This window comes from Streptomyces sp. NPDC055400 (assembly GCF_053644375.1).
Map to the genome: position 1 here is coordinate 286,774 of NZ_JBSHLM010000009.1, position 18,482 is coordinate 305,255.

Sequence of the window (18,482 nt, forward strand, 5' to 3'; positions counted from 1 at the left end):
ATGCATCGGTCCCGAGTCCGGTCATCGCGGTCCGCGGATGCTGTCGATGATGCGAGTCCAGTTGTCACTGCCATGTCCGTCCCTGATCGCGCGCCGATAGTGGGCCTGCACGGCCAGTGGGAGTGCGAGGTCGAGGCCGAGTGACGTGCTGGTTTCGACGATGTGGTCGGACGTCGCACCCATCATGGTGACCGTGCTGAGGTCGCCGGGATGCTCTCCGGCATCAAGCGCGGTGCCGGGGGCCTGTTCACCGGCCCTCAGGACGTCGCCGATCGAGTCGGCGGAGGAGAGCAGCTCTGGCAGTGCTTCCTTGGCCTCCATTCCTGCGGTGCCCAGCATCGCGGTGGCGTGCATCAGGCCGGACAAGGTGGTGAGGAACACCGCGAGTTGGGCTTGATACATCATCTGCGCGAGGCCTGGGTCCTCCCCCAGGTGCTTGGGCGTTCCGAGCAGCGTCAACGTCGACAGGTGGCTCTCCATGGCCTCGTCGCGGCCGCTGTAGTAGACATGGGCAGCCTCCGTACCGACCATCGGCGCGGGGACCATGACACCTCCGGCGAGGAAGGCGGCTTCGTGGCCCGCTGCCCAGGCCGCTGCCTCGCGTGTGCGGTCGGGAGTGTCAGAGCTCAGGTTGACCAGCGTCCGGCCGGCAAGCGATCCGGTGGCGCCGTCGAGGACGTCGTACATCGCCTGGTAGTCGGTGAGGCTGAGGATCACGAGGTCACTCGCTTCGACCGCCTCTCTGGGCGTCGCCGCGAGCGTTGCTCCGTCGCTCACGACACCGTCGGCCCGACGGGCGGTGCGGTTCCAGACGGTGACCGGGTGGCCGGCGGTGAGGAGGGTACGTGTCATTGCCTGGCCCATCGGGCCGAGCCCGATCACGGTGACGGTGCTGTTCTGCCTGGCGGTGTGGTTCTGTCGTTCGTTCACTTCTCCATGATCGGAGAGCGCGACTACGCTCGGAAGTACCCACTATTTTCTGCGGTACTTACCTTTTCGTAAGGGGATCAGTGATGGCCGTGGCGCCGAGAAGCGGGCCTTACATCTGCGGCATCGACGCCGCGCTCGACGTGGTGAGCGGCAAATGGAAGGGACTGATCCTCTGGGAACTCGATGCCCATGGCGTACGCCGCTTCGCCGCGCTCCGTCGCGGTCTGCCGGGAGTGAGCGAGAAGATGCTGACGCAGCATCTTCGTGAGATGGAGGCGGACGGACTCGTGCACAGGGAGGTCTACGCCGAGGTGCCGCCGCGGGTGGAGTATTCCCTCACTGGGCACGGGCGCACGCTCAATCAGGCGCTCGGTCCGCTCGGTGCCTGGGGGGCTGAGCGGATGCGTCGCGAGGGCTCCGAAACGGTCGACGTAGCCGAGACCTCAAAGGGCTGAGCATGGGGGCGGCTTCCTGGTCGCCGCCCCCACACGCCCTATGCCGGTGCCGGTGCCTGGAAGCCGCCGATCTGCTGCTCCAGCAGCTCGGCAAGTCGCAGCGGGGTGCGGTCCTCGTACATCGGACCGATGAGCTGCACTCCCACCGGCAGACCCTCGGGAGACCGGCCCGCCGGAACGGCGGTGGCGGGCAGACCTGGCATGGTGGGCAGACCGGCCCAGACGAGCTGGTCGAAGTACGGGTACTCGACGCCGTCGATGTCGATCCGGCGTTCTCTCGGATCGGGGTTGTGGTCGTGCGGGAACGCGGGAGTCGGCGTGATGGGACACACCACGGCGTCGAACTCGGCGAAGAGCTGCCGCCAGCCGTGGCGGTGGAGCTCGCGACGGCTGTTCGCCTCGATCCAGTCGCGGTGGCTGAGCACCATGCCGCGCAGCCGCGCCGCTTCGAGTCTCCGGTCGTCCGCGCTCAGTCCGGCGGCGCGGGTCCGCAGCTGCTCGTACGCTTCGACGGGGAAACGTGCAACGGAGCTCGAAAACAGCAACTGCGTGTAGAGCATCGCGGCTTCGGTCAGATCGGGAAGCAGCGGACTGTCCCGCTCGACGCGGGCACCGCCGTCGACAAGCGCGTCGGCCACCCGGTTCACGCCCGCCCGCACGGCGGACCCGGTCGGAATGAGTGGATGATCGTCAAGGACCAGGACCCGGAAGTCGCCAAGGCGCTCGTGGCGCGCGGGCGGCAGGGCCAACTCGTGCGCCACACCGAGCGTCAGCGGATCCGGTCCGGCCATGACGTCGAGCAGGAGCGTGAGGTCGCGAGCGGTGCGTGCCATCGGACCGACGACGGCGAGGTCGTGCTCGACCGGCAGGGCCGGCCCGGGCGGCGGGACCATGCCGCGGCTCGCCGCCAGCCCGAGTGTCGGCTTGTGCGCGTAAATGCCGCAGAAATGCGCGGGGGTGCGCAACGAGCCGGCGAGGTCGGAGCCGATGGACAGCGCGCCGAATCCGGACGCCAGGGCCGCCGCCGAGCCGCCGGAGGATCCGCCCGACGTACGACCGTGATCCCACGGGTTGTTGGTGGTGCCGTGGATCTCGTTGAAGCTCTGCACATCTTGCAGTCCCAAGGGCACATTGGTCTTACCGAGCACCACCGCGCCTGCGGACTTGAGCCGAGACACCTGCACCGCGTCCTCGGCCGGCATGTAGTCCCGGTGGAGCGGCATGCCCCAAGTCGTGGGCAGCCCGGCTATGTTGTAGGACTCTTTGACCGTAACCGGAATGCCGAGCAGCGGCCGGTCCTCACCGCGGGCGCGCGCCTGATCGGCACCGCGCGCGGCGGCCCGTGCACGGTCGAAGTCCGGCACACAGATCGCATTGATCGCCTTGTCGTCCCGCTCGATACGGGTGATCGCCTCGTCGGTCAGTTCCGCCGAGGTCACTTCACCGGCACGCAAGGCAGCCACAAGTTTTTCGGCTGACTGAGAATTCCACTCCATGAATCCGACCGTATCGGCCAATAGGAAGGGCCACGAAATACCGTTTCGCGCAACGGGGTTTGACGTCTCAATACCCAGCAATACTCAGGGCTGCAGGAGTCTCTCCTTCCCTCTATGGCTGTCGCATGGGTCAAGCCCGATGGGCGGGCCCTGATGACGAGTCAGGGCTCGGTGGGGCCCCGGGCCTCTGTCGTTGCGCGCTGCTTTCGCGACGTGGGCAGCCGGAGTTGTTGCATTCCGAGACCGTCGACGTGATGCGCATCACTGTCCGGGTGCTTCGGGTCGGGCGTACGCGATCATGACCGGATGGACGCTCATTTCCTTGGCATCTCCGAGCTGGTCGAAGCCCCGTCCGTGGCGGTCGTAGTCGACGTCATGCGCGCTTTCACGGTGGCTGCCTGGGCCTTTGCCCAGGGAGCGGAAAAGATCGTTCTTGCTGAGTCACTGGAGGAAGCCCTGGCGCTCAAGGCACGCCACCCGGATTGGGCGACGCTCAAAGACGGTCCGCCCGCGCCCGGGTTCGACGCCGTCAACTCGCCGGGCCTGCTGCGGTCCATTGACCTCGGCGGACGGACCGTTGTGCAGAAGACCACGGCAGGGACCGTCGGCGCCCTTGCGGTCAAGGAGGCGTCGCTGGTGCTGTGCGCCGGCTTCGTGGTGGCGGAGGCAACGGCTCGGCTCTTGCGGATACGCGAGTGCGACGGTGTCACGTTCGTGGTCACTGGCGAGGACGGTCAAGCCGATGAAGATCTGGCGTGCGCTCAATACATCGCTCGCAGGGCCACCGGGGCTGGAACGGATGCAGCTGAGTTCCTTCGCCGCGCCGGCGAGTCGCGCGCCGCCGCCGAGCTGGCGGAGGGCGTGCGTCAGGGAGTCCATCCTGATGACGTCGAACTGTGCCTCGAGCTCGACCGGTTCCCCTTTGCCATGGTGGCGACCTTGGAAGACTCGCTCATGATCCTCCGTCCGTGCGCGGTGCCGTCGCTGACCGACGAGGCTTCGGCCTGATCGCTGTCGCGCACTGTTCGCCACGGTCGCCGACCTCGCCACTTCACCGAACCGTGCGGCGACTCAACGTGACGACGTACCGCCGGACAGTACATCCACACTCATGACGATCCTGGGTCGATCCTGTGCATCTTTGCAGGCCGCGACAGAGATATCGGACGAGGCCACCCATCTCCCCGACCACACCCTCCCCACACCGTGATAACACGGAGTAATCAAAAACGAGGAGGGCAACGACCGCATGGGTATCTTCAGCCGTCGCCAGAGCGCGACCACCGAGCCGACACCCGCCGTCGGCCCCCGCACACCCTTCCCCGACGACACCACCGGCCCCGCGCTCGACCCCGCCCTTCGCGCACTGACCGGGCAATGGACCATCGACCGCCCCCACAGCCGCATCGGCTTCTCCGTACGCCACGCCATGGTCACCACCGTCCGCGGCGCCTTCACCGACTACGACAGCACCCTGTACTTCGACGGAGCCCGCCCCTCCCAGTCCCGCGCCGAGATCACCATCCGCGTCGCCAGCGTCGACACCGGCGTCGAACAACGCGACGCCCACCTCATCGGCACCGACTTCTTCGACGCCCGCCGCCACCCGGAGATGACCTTCCGCAGCACCTCCACCACCCACGAAGGCGCAGAAACCTTCCGCATGACGGGCGACCTCACCATCCGCGCCGTCACCCGGCCCGTCGAACTCCAACTCGACTACCTCGGCTCCGTCCTCGACCCCTTCGGCTACGAACGAGCCGGCTTCGACGCCACCACCACCATCGACCGCACCCAATGGGGCCTCGTCTACAACCAACGCCTCGAAGCAGGCGGCACCATGGTCAGCGAAAAAGTCCGGCTCCAGTTCGACATCTCCGCCATCCGCTCCACACCCATCGCCTAGCCGCACCACCCCGCACGAAAGCCCTCGCTGCCGATCCGTCCGCCCCGCCGACCCACCTGGACCCACCACCCGTCCGCCCGTCCGCCCGATGTCCGTATCTGTGGCATACCCGGCCGTACGGCCATGGCGCGCGCCGCCTTCGCGACGGATGCTGAACAGGTCGGCAGAAACGTCGGCAGCGAATCGGCAGGCCCGCGCCCTGCTCGAGGGCGGCGGCGACCCGGTCGAACACATCGCGCAGGCGGCCGGGTTCGGCTCATCGGAGAGCATGCGCCGGGCGTTCCGGCAGACGCTGGGGGTGGCGCCCATCGAATACCGAGAGGCAGCGGACGACATCGAGACACGGCTGCATCCGCGTCACACGGACTGACGCTTTTCGGGTCGGTACCCCGGGGCGTTCGTGATGACCTGGCGGCTGGCGTCGGGCCCTTGGGGCCCGCAGACGTCGTCGTCGACATGGAAGCCGAGCAGCAGCCCACCGGGCCGAAGCACTCGGCGCAAGTCAAGTACCGAGCTGATTCCGTCGTCAGGAATGTGGATCAGTGAGTACCAGGCGACCAGGCCCAGTCCCCGAGACGTCGGCCAGGGTGAGGCCCGCCGACGACCACTTGACGGGGAGTCATCTGGTTGCCGGCGGGGACACTGCGTTGATGCTCCTACGGGGGACCTGCTCGATGGTCGCCCCCAGGCAGCCGGGGCTACGGACGGAGCACGATCTTGCCGTGGGTGTGCCCCCGTTCCAGCTCGCGGAACGCGTCTCGCACCCGCTCCAGCGGGTAGGTGCGGGCGATCGGCACCTCCAACTCCCCGCACGCGGCAAGCCGGGCCAGCTCACCGAGCACCACCGCGCATGCCGCCGAGCCTTCTCCGTATGTCCGCGCACCGACTCTGGCCGCGGCCTGCCAATCCCGGATCGTGTTGATCCGCTCGGGCCGCACGCCCAACCCCACTGCCATCTCCACGTAGCCGTCGCCGAACGTGTCGATGAACGCGTCGACGTTCCCGCCGGCGGCCTGCCGGATCCGCTCGGCCGCGCCTTCCCCGTACTCGACCGGAATGACGCCACGGTCCTTCAGCCAGGCATGGTTTCGCTCGCTCGCAAGGCCGATCACCGTGGCGCCGCGCCGCCGTGCGAGTTGCACGGCAAGCGACCCGACGCCGCCCGCCGCACCGGACACCACGACCGTGTCGGCCGGCCCGGGGTCGACCGCGAACACGGTGGCGTACGCGGTCGTACCGGCCACGTACAACGACCCCGCCACGTCCCATGGCAGGCCCTCCGGACGGGAGACCACGTTCACGTCGTCGACCACGACGAACTCCGCGTGGCTCGCTCTGTTGTGGGTGAAGCCCAGGACGTCATCGCCCACTGTGAAGCCGCGCACCTGCGCACCGACCTCCACCACAGCGCCGGCCAGGTCGCTGCCCTGCCCGGAGGGGAACGCGGCAGGCCAGCGTTCGTGCCGGGCGCCCTTGCGGATCATCACCTCGCCGGGCTGGATCCCGGCCGCGCGTACCTCGACCAGCACCTGCCCGGGGCCGGGCGCCGGGCGCTCCACCTCCTCCACCCTCAGCACATCGATCTCGCCGTACTCGTGGAACCGCACTGCCTTCATGGCGTGATCACCGCGTTTCGTCGTTCGGACAGGTCCTGGACGGCCACGCGCGGGTTGCCACACGTCGACCGCGCCATCGCCTTCAACGACGCAGGAACGGTGCTGACTTCCCGGCAGTGCGTAACTGGGCGGCCGGGCACGGACTGCCGCCAGGGAACGGGGACCAGGGCCCGGCGGGCGCCCGTACGCGGTTCCGTGAGCCCGTTCAGCCCCCTGCCGCCCCTCGCCCCCGTTCCCGGGCGACCGGTCACGTGCCGGGCCGGTACCTCCGCTCGACGTGCCCGGCGAGATCCTCGGGATAGAAGTAGACGGGCCGCAGGGCACCCCGCGCATAGCGTTCGGCCTGGTCGCCGAAGTGCGGCGAGTCGGGGTGTCCGCTCACTCCGCCCGCCGTCACCGCCCAGGCGCGAAGTCGCGGCCCGAACTCCACGACCGCCACGAAACTGTTGCCACTGGTGCCGTAGTAACGCTTGGTTCCCGGGTAGGCCCTCGCGCCGAACGAGGCGAGCGAGCCCCAGCGCGAGGAGGTGAAGGGCACCGGGATGCTGGGCTTGTCGTCGCTGAACTCCTGCACGATCGCGGCGTCGTTGCGCTGGTAGCGATTGATGTCACCCCACGGCACCTGCCAGCTGCCGAAGTCCCGCTGAAGCCGCTGCACCGCCGTCTCGAGGGCTGCGAGCTTCTGCGCGTTCGTGGCACGGTCGGCGATGTAGTCCCACACCGACATTCCGGCGTCCGCCGCCGCCTGGGAGGTGAGCGCCCACGTGTCTTCGCCCCAGAACACGGCCACCGACGTCGCAGTCGAATCAGCGGACCACCGGTGATCCCAGTCGCGCAGCAGACCGATCGGACCGGCCAGCTTCTCCTTCCGCGCGCTCCCTTCGGGCAGTTGGTCCCACGCCGCCACGAGCCCCGGCAGCAGCCGCGCGAAGGCGGTGAGATAAGGGTCGAACGCGGCCTCGATCAACGTCTGCGGGGTGAAGTCGTCGCGCGCGCTCAGTACCCGGACGGCCTGCGGCCCGCGCGGGTTCTCACCGAAGCGGTCGAAGTAGCGCGGATAGTCGGCCTTGTCGGGGCTGTCCGCGCCGGCGGCGGTCCAGGGCCAGTTGTTGGTGTTGAACGCCCAGCCGTTCTTCGGATTCACAGCCTGCGGCATGCTGTCCAGGCTGTGCAGTCCACGCCAGTCGGTCGCCGGGTCACTGCCGCTGACAGGCTTGAGATAGTCGAACCGGTCGTCCCTCACCGGCATGAACTGCGGCATCAGGAAGGCGATCTCGCCCTTCGAGTCCGCGAAGAGCGTGTTGTTCGAGCTGTTCGCCTTGAGGCCCGCGACCCGGAGATAGCCCGCATAGTCCCGCGTCGTGGTGCGCAGGAAGCTCTGCTGGAGCGCCTCGACGGGCTTGTTCATCAGCGCACACGCGATCCACTTGCCGTCCGTCTCGCGCACGATCGGGCCGTGGTGCGTCGCGTACGTCGTGAAGGTGCGCTCCTGCCGCCCTCCGTCATCGGTCCGGAAGGAGAGCGTGATCTTCTTCGTCGTGACGGGTCGCAGTTCGTCGCCGTAACGGTAGGAACGGGCTCCGTCGGCCCCTGCCACGATCGTCTCGGCGAACTCGTCGATGTTGTCGACACCGCTCGACGTGTGCATCCACCCCGTCTCCGCGTTGAAGCCCTGGTAGATGAAGAACTGTCCCCAGGTGGCGGCACCGTAGGCGTTGAGTCCCTCGCGGCTCGTCACATGCTGTTCCGCGCGGAAGAAGAAGTTGGTGTGCGGGTTGATCAGCAGCAGTGCGTGGCCGTCCCGCGTGTGGCTGGGTGCGATCGCGAAGCCGTTGGACCCCGTGGGTTCGCGCTGCACGAGGCCGCGTTCCGCGTCGGTCATCGGAACGTCACGCTTGTCGTAGAACGCTTCGAGCTGGGTGAGCAGCACCGACTCGATGTCACCTCCGATGCTGCCTTCGGAGAAGCTGAGCGGCATCCACGGCTCGAACCGGTCGAGCACACGCGGTCGCACCTCGGGGTGTGTCGCGAGGTAGTGGTTGAGTCCGTCCGCCCAGGCCCGCATCAACGCGCGCAGCCACACAGGGCACTTGGCGTAGTCCTTCTTCAGCTTCTCCGGGTCGAGGAACAGCCGCTGGCGCAGGTCCTGCCATATCGCGCTCTCGCCCTCGGCCTCGGCGAGACGGCCCAGGGCGACGAGGTAATTCTGCTCGATCCGGTTGAAGTCGTCCTCCGCCTGGGCGTACATCATCCCGAACACCGCGTCGGCATCGGTCTCGCCCACGATGTGGGAAACACCCCAGTCGTCCCGGGTGATCGTGACCCGGTCCGCGTGTCTGCGCCGACGGGCCTCGTCGGGCAGTGCCGGGCTCGCAAACGCGGTGCCGGTCTGCAGCCCCGCCGCAGCGGCGGCCAGCCCGGCCGCTCCGCCCAGGACGCGGCGCCGGCTCACCCCGGAGTTCTGCGCATGGCTCATGAGTTGCTCCACTCTCCTTCGAGGATCAGGGGATCGTTCGGCTTCACCCGGTGTGGCGAGCGGTGGTCCACGTGCCGGCCCCAATGCTCTGACGCCTTCGGCCGTCACCCTGATCGTCACCACCCACCGCGCAGCCGGCACCCACTGACCGAGGTGACCCCCGGACGGCACACGCACGTTCCGGTGATCACCTACGCGGACAGTCCTATCCAGGAAGCAGCCCCCTGACAAGGCTTCACCCCGCTGCAATCGGAAGTACTTCGTCCGGTGGGGAGCGGCTGGCCCACCCGTCGCCGAAGGAGTCGTTTCTCCAGGGGGTGGGGGCCGGGCTGCGCAGGGCCGAACTCGCAGTGGAGGAAGGCAACCCCGGGCCCGTGCCCTGTACGAACGCTTGGGCTGTGTCCCGTACGGCCGGGAGCCGGACGCCTGGTACGAGGAAGGGCCCGACGGGTCGATCCGTAGCCACGAGACGATGTGCGTTCTCATGCGGAGGGGCCTTCGAGCCGCGGTCAGTGGCACAGGTGCAACGGGCGTGGCGGCGGGGTTGGTCCTGGCTTCGCGTAAGGGTGCGACGGCATCTCTCAGGCGGCGAACGCGTCCACGCCCGTCAGTTCGGCGGACAGTGCCCACAGGCGGGCCGCTTGCTCCGGGTCCGTGGCCCACTCCTTGACGCCGACCCGGGAGCCGTCCGCCGGGGCGGGCTCGGCGATGTCGCAGTCCTCCAGGTAGACGCCGCCCATGCCGTCCAGCTGGGGGGAGGTCGCCGCCCAGACCTGCGTGGCCGCGCCCTGCTGCGGCGTCTTGAACGCCTCGGGGTGGAGCAGGTTGCCGTCCTCGTCGATCCAGCCCCGCTCGACCATCTCCTGCGTCGGCAGATGCCGCTGAAGGGGCGTCAAGATGCCACCGGGGTGCAGCGAGAAGGCCCGCACGCCCAGACCCCGGCCGCGGCGGTCGAGTTCCACGGCGAACAGCGCGTTCGCCGTCTTGGCCTGGCCGTACGCCTCCCACTTGTCATAGCCGTGGCGCCAGTGAACGTCGTCCCAGCGGATACCGGAGGCATGGTGGCCGGTCGAGGAGACCGAGACGACGCGGGCGCCACCCGGCTCGAGCGCCGGCCAAAGGCGGTTGACGAGGGCGAAGTGGCCGAGGTGGTTGGTGGCGAACTGGGCCTCCCAGCCCGGCCCGACGCGGGTCTCGGGGCAGGCCATGATCCCCGCGCTGTCGATGACGATGTCCAGGGGCCGGCCCGTGGCAAGGAAACGCTCGGCGAAGGCGCGCACACTGTCCAGGTCGCCGAGGTCCATTTCTTCCACCTCGACGCCGTCGATCCCGGCCAGGTTCTCCTGTGCCGCGCCGACCCGGCGGGCCGGGACCACGACCCGGGCGCCGGCCTTCGCCAGTGCGCGTGTGGTCTCGGCGCCGATGCCCGAGTAGCCTCCCGTCACCAGGGCGAGCCGACCCGTGAGATCGATGCCCGCGAGGACATCGTCGGCGGAGCTCTGGGCGCCGAAACCCGAACCGATCTTGTGCTGCGGTGTGCTGCTGTCGCTCATGAGGGCACGGTACGAATTCGAGTGCACTCGAGGTCAAGCCCACCCCGCGGACGCGGTCTGAACAGGCCCGATCGGGGAAGCGGCCCCGACCGGACGGACGAACCATGCCCCCCGCACACGAGGCTACGGAGATCCGAAGGCCGGGATGGTCAGGGAGCCGTCTTCGGCCAGGGGGAAGCCCGGGTTGTGGGCGATCTCCCACAGGTGTCCGTCAGGGTCGGCGAAGCACCCCGCATAGCCGCCGTAGGGCGTTGCCCGGGCCGGCTTGGTGATGGTGCCTCCGGCCTGCTGTGCTGCGGTGAGGAGCGCGTCCACATCCTGCGGGGAGCGCATGTTGTGCGCCAGGACGATGCCGCCGAAGCCTGTCCCGTCAGCGCTGTCGAGGCCGCAGTCGAGTGCGAGCTTGTCGCGGCCCCACAGGACGAGCCCGAGGCCACCTGCCTGGAAGAAGACGGTCTCTTCGACCTCTTGTCCCCGCCAGCCCAGGCTCTCGTAGAACGCCCGGGAGCGCCCCAGGTCGGCAACAGCCAGAGTGATCAGACTGACGCGTTGTTCCATGCGCGGAAGCTAGCACGTGCTTCAGCGCTTGCCCGGGAGCCTCCATGGCCGCCTGGCACTGACCACGGCTGATCCAGGGCACTGGGAGGTGCTGCCCGGACAACAGCCGCCCGCACCGCCGTCACTGACGGCATCGCCGGCCCGTCGGCTCAGCCCCCATGGGGCCGGGCCAGGCCGTGGTCATAGGCGAAGATCACCGCCTGGATGCGGTCGCGCGCACCGATCTTGGACAGGACGCGGCCGACATGGGTCTTGACCGTGGACTCCGACAGGACGAAGCGGGTGGCGATCTCGCCGTTGGTCCAGCCCTTGCCGATGGCTACGAGGATCTCGCGTTCGCGGTCGGTGAGCGAGCTCAGCTTCGCGTCCTCGGCGGATCCGTTCGCGCCGGACGGCACGAGTTGGGCGAACTCGTACAGCAGGCGGCGCGTGAGCGCCGGAGCGATCACCGCGTCTCCCACGGCCACGGCGCGGATGCCGGCCAGGAGTTCGTCGGGACGGGCGTCCTTGAGGAGGAAGCCGCTGGCTCCGGCACGCAGGGCCGCGTAGACGTACTCGTCGAGGTCAAAGGTGGTCATGACGAGGACGCGGGAGCGGTCGCCCGTCGCGACGATGCGGCGCGTGGCCTCGATGCCGTCCATGCCCGGCATGCGTACGTCCATCAGGACGACGTCGGGGCGGAGTTCGGCGGCCTTGCGCACGGCGTCGGCTCCGTGCGCGGCCTCGCCGACCACCTCTGTCTCGGGCACGGAGTCGAGGAGCATGCGGAGGCCGTACCGCTGGAGGGGCTGATCGTCCACGACGAGCACGGTGGTCATCGGGCACCGTCCTGGGGAGCGAGGTTGAGTTCGGCCCGCACGGCCCATCCCGCGCCGGCGGGACCGGCGTTGATGTGTCCGCCGTAGAGAGCCGCTCGTTCGCGCATGCCCACCAGGCCGTGTCCTTCCTCGTTCGCCGGTCCCCGCCGGCCGGCCGGAGCGGGTGGGCCGGAGTCCTGGACGGTTATGGTCAGCCGCTTGTCCTCGACGACGATCGCCAGGTTCGCACGGGCATGGGCGCCCGCGTGCTTCAGGGTGTTCGTCAGGGCCTCCTGCACGATGCGGTAGACGGTCAGCTGTACGCCGCTGTCGAGGGCGTCGATGTCACCGGCGGTACGGTAGATCACCTTCAGGCCGGCAGCACGCACCCCCTCGCACAGCGCGTCGATGTCCGCGAGTCCGGGCTGCGGGCTCAGCTCGGGCTCGGTGCGCGGGCCGTCCGCCTCGCGCAGCACGCCGAGCAGGCGCCGCAGTTCGCCGAGGGCCTGACGGCCGGTGTCGCCGATGAGGTGCAGGGCCTCCGTGCCCCGTTCCGGTGCGACGGCCGTGGCATAGGCGCCCGCGTCTGCGAGTGTGATGATGACCGACAGGTTGTGGCCGACGATGTCGTGCATCTCGCGCGACACCCGTGTCCGTTCGGCCGCGACGGCGAGCCGGCCGCGCTGGTCGCGTTCGATCTCCAGCCGGGCCGCACGGTCCCGCAGTCCGGCCAGCTGGGCCCGCCGGATCCGGATCATCAGACCGAGCGCGAGGGCCGCGGTCGCCGTGCTGAGGAGAAAGAAGAGCGCGTCCCAGAGCGACACCGCCGACGAGACCCGCGCCGCGACCAGGCCCAGCGCACCCGCCATGACCGCGCACGCCCACGGCAGTTGTCGCAGCCGCCCGTGCAGGGCCAGGCTGTACAGGGCTACGAAGAGGGCGACATCCGCGCGGAGTGCGGCACCGAGAGACCACTGCAGGACGAACACGGCCGTGACCGCGCCGAAGGCCACCGCGGGCGATCGCCGCCGCCACAGCAGCGGCAGCACCAATCCGGCCTGCAGCGCCAGCACCCCGACCGTGGGGAGCTGGGTGAACACCAGGCGGAACCGGCGCGGACCGTCTCCGTCCCCAACGCCCTGGTGCAGCAGGTCGGGCAGGCAGAACACCAGGAAGACCAGGACCACGACCGCGGTGTCCAGCACCCACGGACGGGCCTGGTCGGCGCGCCGTAGCCGCTCGCCGGCCCGGCCGAACCGAGCGACGAGCGGCCCCATCCCGCCGAGGTCTTCAGTGGTCACGGAGTTCACCAGCCCATGATGCGGGTCCGGGCCTTGACGCGGGTCCTGCCCGTGATGCGAAGGCAACGGCTCAGACGTCGCTGCGAAGCAGCCGGTACGCCGCCCCGGCCAGCGCCAGCGCCGTCCAGCCGAGGAAGACCAGGAGCCCGGCGGTCGGCGACAGGCTGGCGGAGTCGTGCGCCAGGGCGAACATCGCCTCGCCCGCGTTGCTCGGGAGGTACGGGTCGATGTCGCCCTGCCACGAACTGGGCAGTAGGGAGATCAGCCCTGGGACGAGCATGAGGGTGGCGACCAGGACCGAGATGCCGCCCGCCACCGACCGCAGCAGCGCGCCCAAGGCGGTGCCGATCACACCGACCAGGCCCAGGTAGAGCCCGGCGCCCAGCAGGCTGCGCACGACGCCGGCGTGGCCGAGGCCCATGGCAGCGGGCGTGCCGGAGACGATCCTGCTTCCGACGAGGAAGGCGACGAAAGCGCCGACCGTGGCGATCACGAGCGCGACCAGCCCGTACACGACCGCCTTGGACCACAGCACGGGGAGCCGACGCGGCACCGCGGCCAGGGTCGAGCGGATCATGCCGGTGGAGTACTCGCCCGCTGTGACCAGCACACCGAGTACGCCGAGGGCCAGCTGGGCGAAGTTCGTGCCGAAGAGGGACAGGCTCAAGGCCGTCGCGGAGCCGAAGTCACGTTCCATCGGACGGCCGGAGCCGATCTCGGTCTTGTAGTGGCTCGCGGCGATGAGACCGAAGGCGACGAGGAACAGCAGGCCCAGACCGAGAGTGATCCAGGTCGAGCGCACGGACCAGAGTTTGGCCCACTCCGAGGACAGCACACGCCGTCCGGTCACCCGGTAGACGGGCCCGCCCGGAGTGGCCTGGGCGCTCCCGGGGGTCTCGGGGGTTGCCGTGAGGGTGCTCATGCTGTGCTCCCGAAGGTGTCGGCGCCGGTCGTGGAACCGTGGTACTCCACGGCGTCCCTGGTCAGTTCCATGAAGGCTTCCTCCAGCGACACCGCCTTCGCGGTCAGCTCGAACAGGGGGATTCCGTGCTCGGCCGCCTTCAGCCCGATCGCGCGGGCGGTCATCCCGGTCACCTGCAGTTCCTCGGATCCGACGCGGCCGGTGACCTCCACGCCAGGCCCGGACAGCACGTCCCGCAGCATGGTCGGGTCCTGCGTCGCGACCTTCACGGTGTCACCGCCCGCTTCGCGGACGAGGTCCCGTACGGTCGTGTCGGCCAGCAGCTGTCCCCTGCCGACGATGATCAGGTGGTCAGCCACCAGGGCGACCTCACTCATCAGGTGCGAGGACACGAACACCGTCCGCCCCTCCGCCGCGAGCGATGTCAGCAGGTTGCGGATCCAGAGCACTCCCTCGGGGTCCAGACCGTTGACGGGCTCGTCCAGCATCACCGTCTGCGGATCGCCCAGCAGCGCGGCGGCGATGCCGAGCCGCTGCCCCATGCCGAGAGAGAAGGCACCGGCCCGCTTCTTCGCGACGCTGCCGAGACCGGCGAGTTCGATGACCTCGTCGACGCGGCGGCGCGGAATGCCGTGGGTGAGCGCGAGTGCCCGGAGGTGGTTGCTTGCCGAGCGGCCCGGGTGGATCGACTTGGCCTCCAGAAGCGCTCCGACCTCCTGCAAGGGTGCCCGGTGTCGGGCGTAGCGGTGGCCGTTCACCGTCACGGAACCCCTCGTCGGCGCGTCGAGCCCGATGACCATGCGCATGGTCGTGGACTTGCCCGCTCCGTTGGGTCCCAGGAAGCCGGTCACCGTGCCCGGCTTCACCGTGAAGTCGAGACCGTCGACGGCTGTCTTCTCCCCGTACCTCTTGGTGAGCTGCTGTGCGTCGATCATTCGCTTCTCTCTTCTTCTTCGGGCTGAGGCGTCGGAAACGCCTGACGCCTCCTTCGCAACGCTAAGACCGCGATGTCCCCGATCCGGTGGTACCGGGGGCTGAAGGGAGCCAGGCGGGTGGTACCGGGGTACTACGCCCCGGCACTGTGCGCGCCCGGCGACTTTGCGGTTGCTGTCCCTGCCGACCGCTGGTCAGGAGGTGCGCGCCACGGAGTGCGTGCCGTTGGTGCGTATCCGCTGTCTGCGGACGACTCGGCCGGCGGCCGTCTTCTGCAGCAGTCCGTAGGCCAGGACCGGCAGGAGCAGGTGCGGTTTGTCGGGAAGTGTGGTGGTGATCAGGACCGCGCTCGCGCTGCTGTTGTTCATGCCGCACGCGAGCGTGAGTGACGATGCCGCAGGAGCGTCCAGTCCCAGCAGACGTGCGGCTCCGCGGCCGACCATGAACGACAGCAGGCAGACGCCGGCCGCCACGGCCAGCGCGGCGGGCAGCAGCAGCGGTCGCGGGCGGGCCGGGAACGAGCCGAGGGCGCCGCAGGCGTTGACGTAGGTGAGCAGGAGTGAGCCGACCAGGGCAACGGGTACGCCGATGCCGACGATCCGGCGCAGCCACGGCGCCGGCAGCGCCAGGCGGCACAGGATGCCCGCGGCGCACGGCAGGACCACACCGACCAGGGCGAATCCGCCGTCGACGGCGTGCAGGGCCCTGGTGAGTCTGTCGGCGTAACCGCCTCCGAGCAGCGGCACCAGGGCGCTGGTGACCACAGGAATGGTGAGCGGACTGAGGAGGGTGGACGCGAGGACGAGCCCGACCATGGTCGGCTGGTCGCCGCCGCCCTTGCCGGTCCACACGGTCGACCCGGCGGCGACGGGCATGGCAACGATGAGGATCATCGCGGTGACCAGGCCGCTGCCGCCGTCGGTGTCGGGCGTCCGGCGCAGCAGGAACGCGACGGCGGGGATGGCCAGCAGCGGAATCGCCAGGTGCAGAACGAGCCCGGCCAGCAGCGCGATCGGGCGGCGCAACAGGGTCCCCAGCGTGCCCGCCGGAACCTGGAGTCCGGCCGAGAAGAGCACCAGGGACAGCAGGAGCGGTGCGGTGGCCAAGGACAGCCGGCCTGGCGCGCCGAACGGCAGGGAGTGAGCTCGGCGCAGCCACAGTCCGGGGCCCGGCAGGAGCAGGGCAACTGCGTAGGACAGGACGACTCCGCGGCCGAGCCGGCTTCGCAACCAGCCGGTCGTCCTGTCAGTCCTTGCGGCGCTTCGGGGGTTCAGGGCGGCATTCTTCCGTCGCAGGAGCAGGGGCGGGAAGGAACGCCGGTATGCGGCGGGCCGGACAGCTGTTCATTCCGCCCATGGTGCTCCCGTGAATCGAGCGGTGCGCGCTGCGCCGCACGGCAGTCAGGATGCGTTCAGGTGCCCGTCGGCGCGGGCGGTGCCAGGACCTCGGTCCGAAGCACGGCGACGGCGGCTGCGCCGTCGCCGTGGCCCGTTCAGGCGTTGAGGGTTCCGGAGCCGAGGAGGGCGAACAGGAGAACGCCGATGATGACCCGGTAGATGACGAAGGCATTGAAGCTGTGCCGCGCGACGTACTTCAGCAGCCAGGCGATGGATGCGTACGCGACGATGAAAGAGACCACGGTCCCCACGACGAGGGGCGCGGTGGCCGCGCCGGCTCCGACGGCGTCCTTGAGTTCGTACAGGCCGGCGCCGGTGAGTGCGGGGATGCCGAGGAAGAACGACAGGCGCGTGGCGGCGACGCGGTCCAGGTCGAGGATGAGCCCGGTGGACATGGTGGCGCCGGACCGCGAGAAGCCGGGGAAGAGGAGGGCCAGGATCTGGGAGGAGCCGACGAGAATGGCGTCCTTGAGGCTGGTGTCGTCCTCGCCGCGCTTGTGCCGGCCCATCTGGTCGGCGGCCCACATCAGTCCACTGCCGACGATCAACGATCCGGCCACGACCCAGAGCGAGGCGAGCGGGCCCTCGATCAGCGGTTTGGCGGCCAGTCCGACGATGACGACGGGAATGGTGGCGTAGATGACCCACCAGGCGAATTTGTAGTCGTGATGGTAGCGCTGGTCGCGGTCGCGCAGGCCGCGTCCCCATGCGCCCAGGATCCGGACGATGTCCTTGAAGAAGTAGAGCAGTACTGCGGCGATGGCGCCGACCTGGATCACCGCGGTGAACGCGACGACGGACTTGTCGTCCACGGGGATGTTCATCAGCCCCTCGGTGATCTTCAGGTGGCCGGTGGAGGAGACGGGCAGAAACTCCGTCACTCCCTCCACCACGCCGAGGATCACGGCCTGTCCGATGCTGATGGCGCTCACGTGTGCTGCCTTTCCATCGAGAGTGCGTGGCCGGCCCGGCGCCGCCACAGAAGAACAACGAGTATTGCCGACGCGGCCCAGCAGCCGGCCAGTAGCCACCCGGCCGCGACATCGGTCGGCCAGTGCATGCCCAGGAAAATCCGAGTGAGGCCCACGGTGGTTGCCCAGATCCCGGGGACAGCGAGCAGGAACGGCCGCCCCCGGCCATGCACCCTGCGGTGTACGGCGAGGGTGAACAAGAGGGCGACCACCATGGACGTCGTGGTGTGCCCGGACGGCATGGACCATCCGCCGGCTTTCGCCGCCCAGTCCGCGGACGGTGGTCTGGGCCTTGCCAGTGCCGAGGCCAATGCCATACGCAGAAGTTGCGCCGAGGCCAGAGCGAGTACCCCCGCGAGCGCGCCTCGCCAGTACGCGGTGCGCTGCGCGAGCGTTCCGGCCGCCGCCGCCAGCGCATAAGCCGCCGCTCCACTGCCTGTATCGGTCACGACGATGGCCAACTGCCGTGCCCAGGCCGGACGGTGGTCCAGCATCCACGCATGCAGCGCCGTGTCCAGGGCGAAGGGCGACGCCCGCGTCGCGACCGCGGCAACCAGGGTCCCGAGCAGAACTCCGCACACCGCCAGGACGGACATGGCAAGCCAGAACGGCAGGCTCTCGCGCCGAGGGCTGTGGGCAGGCGAAGGAGGCATCAGGCATCCTGTGAGCAGGGTCCACCGCACCTGGGACGTGACGGCGGGGCTGGGGACACATTATCTTCTATTCGCGAATAGAAGATACGGGTGACTTTAGACCACGAAGACAGGAGGACGGCGTTGGGTGCTCAGGAACAGGCATCTGGGACCGGTGGCAGGCGCCGGGCCAACGGCGCGCTGGAGACCGAGATCCTCTCGTTGCTGCACTCGGCCGGACGTGCCCTGACGCCCGGGGACGTGGCTGAACTCCTGACGGCGTCCCCCGCGCACACGACCGTGGCCACCACGCTCGCCCGTCTGCACAGCCGTGGCGTACTCGAACGAACGCCGCTGGGCCGCAGTTACGCGTATGAACCCGTCTCCGACGAGTCGGGGCTGACGGCCAGACACATGCACCAGGTGATGGAGGCAGGCACCGACCGCGCCTCCGTTCTGACCCATTTCGTGGACGAGCTGTCCGACGACGACGAAGACCTGCTGCGCCGCCTGCTGGGCAGCGACGGGTAGCGGAGAAG

18 protein-coding genes and 1 pseudogene are annotated in these 18,482 nt (G+C 69.3%); 6 read left to right on the top strand and 13 right to left on the bottom strand.

Annotated features, from left to right (window positions below):
* Window positions 1–21: 21 nt before the first annotated feature.
* Window positions 22–930 carry an NAD(P)-dependent oxidoreductase gene (locus tag ACWIGU_RS24765; protein WP_454403884.1) on the bottom strand — a complete coding sequence of 303 codons (909 nt, stop codon included), beginning with the start codon at window positions 928–930 and terminating at the stop codon, window positions 22–24.
* Between the two features lie 83 nt (window positions 931–1,013).
* On the opposite strand from ACWIGU_RS24765, the gene ACWIGU_RS24770 reads away from it, so the two are divergent.
* A complete protein-coding gene (locus ACWIGU_RS24770; RefSeq protein ID WP_454403885.1) occupies window positions 1,014–1,385 on the top strand; it encodes a winged helix-turn-helix transcriptional regulator in 372 nt (123 codons plus the stop codon).
* Window positions 1,386–1,423: 38 nt separating this feature from the next.
* Here ACWIGU_RS24770 and ACWIGU_RS24775 read toward each other — a convergent pair whose 3' ends face one another.
* The gene (locus ACWIGU_RS24775; RefSeq protein ID WP_454404021.1) at window positions 1,424–2,881 is read right to left on the bottom strand and encodes an amidase; all 1,458 of its coding nucleotides are present in this window, start codon (window positions 2,879–2,881) and stop codon (window positions 1,424–1,426) included.
* A 306-nt stretch (window positions 2,882–3,187) separates the two neighbouring features.
* Here ACWIGU_RS24775 and ACWIGU_RS24780 point away from each other — a divergent pair, with 306 nt between their 5' ends.
* The 3 genes from ACWIGU_RS24780 to ACWIGU_RS24790 all read left to right on the top strand — a co-directional run bounded on the left by ACWIGU_RS24780 (window position 3,188) and on the right by ACWIGU_RS24790 (window position 5,157).
* Window positions 3,188–3,889 (top strand): 2-phosphosulfolactate phosphatase, encoded by a 702-nt coding sequence (locus ACWIGU_RS24780; protein ID WP_454403886.1) that lies wholly within the window; start codon window positions 3,188–3,190, stop codon window positions 3,887–3,889.
* A gap of 241 nt (window positions 3,890–4,130) precedes the next feature.
* On the top strand, window positions 4,131–4,787 hold the full coding sequence (locus ACWIGU_RS24785; RefSeq protein ID WP_454403887.1) for a YceI family protein: 657 nt from the start codon (window positions 4,131–4,133) through the stop codon (window positions 4,785–4,787).
* Between the two features lie 148 nt (window positions 4,788–4,935).
* The gene (locus ACWIGU_RS24790; RefSeq protein WP_454403888.1) at window positions 4,936–5,157 is read left to right on the top strand and encodes a helix-turn-helix domain-containing protein; all 222 of its coding nucleotides are present in this window, start codon (window positions 4,936–4,938) and stop codon (window positions 5,155–5,157) included.
* A 328-nt stretch (window positions 5,158–5,485) separates the two neighbouring features.
* Here the strand turns inward: ACWIGU_RS24790 and ACWIGU_RS24795 are convergent, their stop codons facing one another.
* Window positions 5,486–6,403 (bottom strand): NADP-dependent oxidoreductase, encoded by a 918-nt coding sequence (locus ACWIGU_RS24795; protein ID WP_454403889.1) that lies wholly within the window; start codon window positions 6,401–6,403, stop codon window positions 5,486–5,488.
* 247 nt (window positions 6,404–6,650) lie between these two features.
* Entirely contained in the window at window positions 6,651–8,879 is a 2,229-nt protein-coding gene (locus tag ACWIGU_RS24800; protein ID WP_454403890.1) for a penicillin acylase family protein, read from the bottom strand.
* Window positions 8,880–9,205: 326 nt separating this feature from the next.
* On the opposite strand from ACWIGU_RS24800, the pseudogene ACWIGU_RS24805 reads away from it, so the two are divergent.
* Window positions 9,206–9,378, top strand: a pseudogene (locus ACWIGU_RS24805) (GNAT family N-acetyltransferase); the annotation flags it as partial.
* A gap of 82 nt (window positions 9,379–9,460) precedes the next feature.
* On the opposite strand, the gene ACWIGU_RS24810 reads toward ACWIGU_RS24805, so the two are convergent.
* The 9 genes from ACWIGU_RS24810 to ACWIGU_RS24850 all read right to left on the bottom strand — a co-directional run bounded on the left by ACWIGU_RS24810 (window position 9,461) and on the right by ACWIGU_RS24850 (window position 17,964).
* Window positions 9,461–10,432 carry an SDR family NAD(P)-dependent oxidoreductase gene (locus tag ACWIGU_RS24810; RefSeq protein WP_454403891.1) on the bottom strand — a complete coding sequence of 324 codons (972 nt, stop codon included), beginning with the start codon at window positions 10,430–10,432 and terminating at the stop codon, window positions 9,461–9,463.
* Window positions 10,433–10,555: 123 nt separating this feature from the next.
* A complete protein-coding gene (locus ACWIGU_RS24815; RefSeq protein WP_454403892.1) occupies window positions 10,556–10,990 on the bottom strand; it encodes a VOC family protein in 435 nt (144 codons plus the stop codon).
* Window positions 10,991–11,139: 149 nt separating this feature from the next.
* Entirely contained in the window at window positions 11,140–11,808 is a 669-nt protein-coding gene (locus ACWIGU_RS24820; RefSeq protein ID WP_454403893.1) for a response regulator, read from the bottom strand.
* Window positions 11,805–13,088 (bottom strand): sensor histidine kinase, encoded by a 1,284-nt coding sequence (locus ACWIGU_RS24825; protein WP_454403894.1) that lies wholly within the window; start codon window positions 13,086–13,088, stop codon window positions 11,805–11,807. Before ACWIGU_RS24825 ends, ACWIGU_RS24820 begins: the two co-directional genes overlap by 4 nt.
* A gap of 70 nt (window positions 13,089–13,158) precedes the next feature.
* The gene (locus ACWIGU_RS24830; protein ID WP_454403895.1) at window positions 13,159–14,010 is read right to left on the bottom strand and encodes an ABC transporter permease; all 852 of its coding nucleotides are present in this window, start codon (window positions 14,008–14,010) and stop codon (window positions 13,159–13,161) included.
* Entirely contained in the window at window positions 14,007–14,945 is a 939-nt protein-coding gene (locus ACWIGU_RS24835) for an ATP-binding cassette domain-containing protein (protein ID WP_454403896.1), read from the bottom strand. Before ACWIGU_RS24835 ends, ACWIGU_RS24830 begins: the two co-directional genes overlap by 4 nt.
* A 192-nt stretch (window positions 14,946–15,137) precedes the next feature.
* A complete protein-coding gene (locus tag ACWIGU_RS24840) occupies window positions 15,138–16,172 on the bottom strand; it encodes a sodium-dependent transporter (protein WP_454403897.1) in 1,035 nt (344 codons plus the stop codon).
* A gap of 263 nt (window positions 16,173–16,435) precedes the next feature.
* Window positions 16,436–17,272 carry an undecaprenyl-diphosphate phosphatase gene (locus ACWIGU_RS24845; RefSeq protein WP_454403898.1) on the bottom strand — a complete coding sequence of 279 codons (837 nt, stop codon included), beginning with the start codon at window positions 17,270–17,272 and terminating at the stop codon, window positions 16,436–16,438.
* The gene (locus ACWIGU_RS24850) at window positions 17,269–17,964 is read right to left on the bottom strand and encodes a phosphatase PAP2 family protein (RefSeq protein ID WP_454403899.1); all 696 of its coding nucleotides are present in this window, start codon (window positions 17,962–17,964) and stop codon (window positions 17,269–17,271) included. The genes ACWIGU_RS24845 and ACWIGU_RS24850 overlap by 4 nt, the downstream gene beginning before the upstream one ends.
* Window positions 17,965–18,087: 123 nt before the next feature.
* On the opposite strand from ACWIGU_RS24850, the gene ACWIGU_RS24855 reads away from it, so the two are divergent.
* Window positions 18,088–18,474 carry a BlaI/MecI/CopY family transcriptional regulator gene (locus ACWIGU_RS24855; RefSeq protein WP_454403900.1) on the top strand — a complete coding sequence of 129 codons (387 nt, stop codon included), beginning with the start codon at window positions 18,088–18,090 and terminating at the stop codon, window positions 18,472–18,474.
* The last annotated feature ends 8 nt before the right edge of the window (window positions 18,475–18,482 follow it).

Bases quoted from the DNA above. Each gene is read 5' to 3' on its own strand.
- ACWIGU_RS24770 (WP_454403885.1), top strand. From the start codon at position 1,014: ATGGCCGTGGCGCCGAGAAGCGGGCCTTACATCTGCGGCATCGACGCC.
- ACWIGU_RS24775 (WP_454404021.1), bottom strand. From the start codon at position 2,881: ATGGAGTGGAATTCTCAGTCAGCCGAAAAACTTGTGGCTGCCTTGCGT.
- ACWIGU_RS24780 (WP_454403886.1), top strand. From the start codon at position 3,188: ATGGACGCTCATTTCCTTGGCATCTCCGAGCTGGTCGAAGCCCCGTCC.
- ACWIGU_RS24785 (WP_454403887.1), top strand. From the start codon at position 4,131: ATGGGTATCTTCAGCCGTCGCCAGAGCGCGACCACCGAGCCGACACCC.
- ACWIGU_RS24790 (WP_454403888.1), top strand. From the start codon at position 4,936: ATGCTGAACAGGTCGGCAGAAACGTCGGCAGCGAATCGGCAGGCCCGC.
- ACWIGU_RS24795 (WP_454403889.1), bottom strand. From the start codon at position 6,403: ATGAAGGCAGTGCGGTTCCACGAGTACGGCGAGATCGATGTGCTGAGG.
- ACWIGU_RS24800 (WP_454403890.1), bottom strand. From the start codon at position 8,879: ATGAGCCATGCGCAGAACTCCGGGGTGAGCCGGCGCCGCGTCCTGGGC.
- ACWIGU_RS24810 (WP_454403891.1), bottom strand. From the start codon at position 10,432: ATGAGCGACAGCAGCACACCGCAGCACAAGATCGGTTCGGGTTTCGGC.
- ACWIGU_RS24815 (WP_454403892.1), bottom strand. From the start codon at position 10,990: ATGGAACAACGCGTCAGTCTGATCACTCTGGCTGTTGCCGACCTGGGG.
- ACWIGU_RS24820 (WP_454403893.1), bottom strand. From the start codon at position 11,808: ATGACCACCGTGCTCGTCGTGGACGATCAGCCCCTCCAGCGGTACGGC.
- ACWIGU_RS24830 (WP_454403895.1), bottom strand. From the start codon at position 14,010: ATGAGCACCCTCACGGCAACCCCCGAGACCCCCGGGAGCGCCCAGGCC.
- ACWIGU_RS24835 (WP_454403896.1), bottom strand. From the start codon at position 14,945: ATGATCGACGCACAGCAGCTCACCAAGAGGTACGGGGAGAAGACAGCC.
- ACWIGU_RS24850 (WP_454403899.1), bottom strand. From the start codon at position 17,964: ATGCCTCCTTCGCCTGCCCACAGCCCTCGGCGCGAGAGCCTGCCGTTC.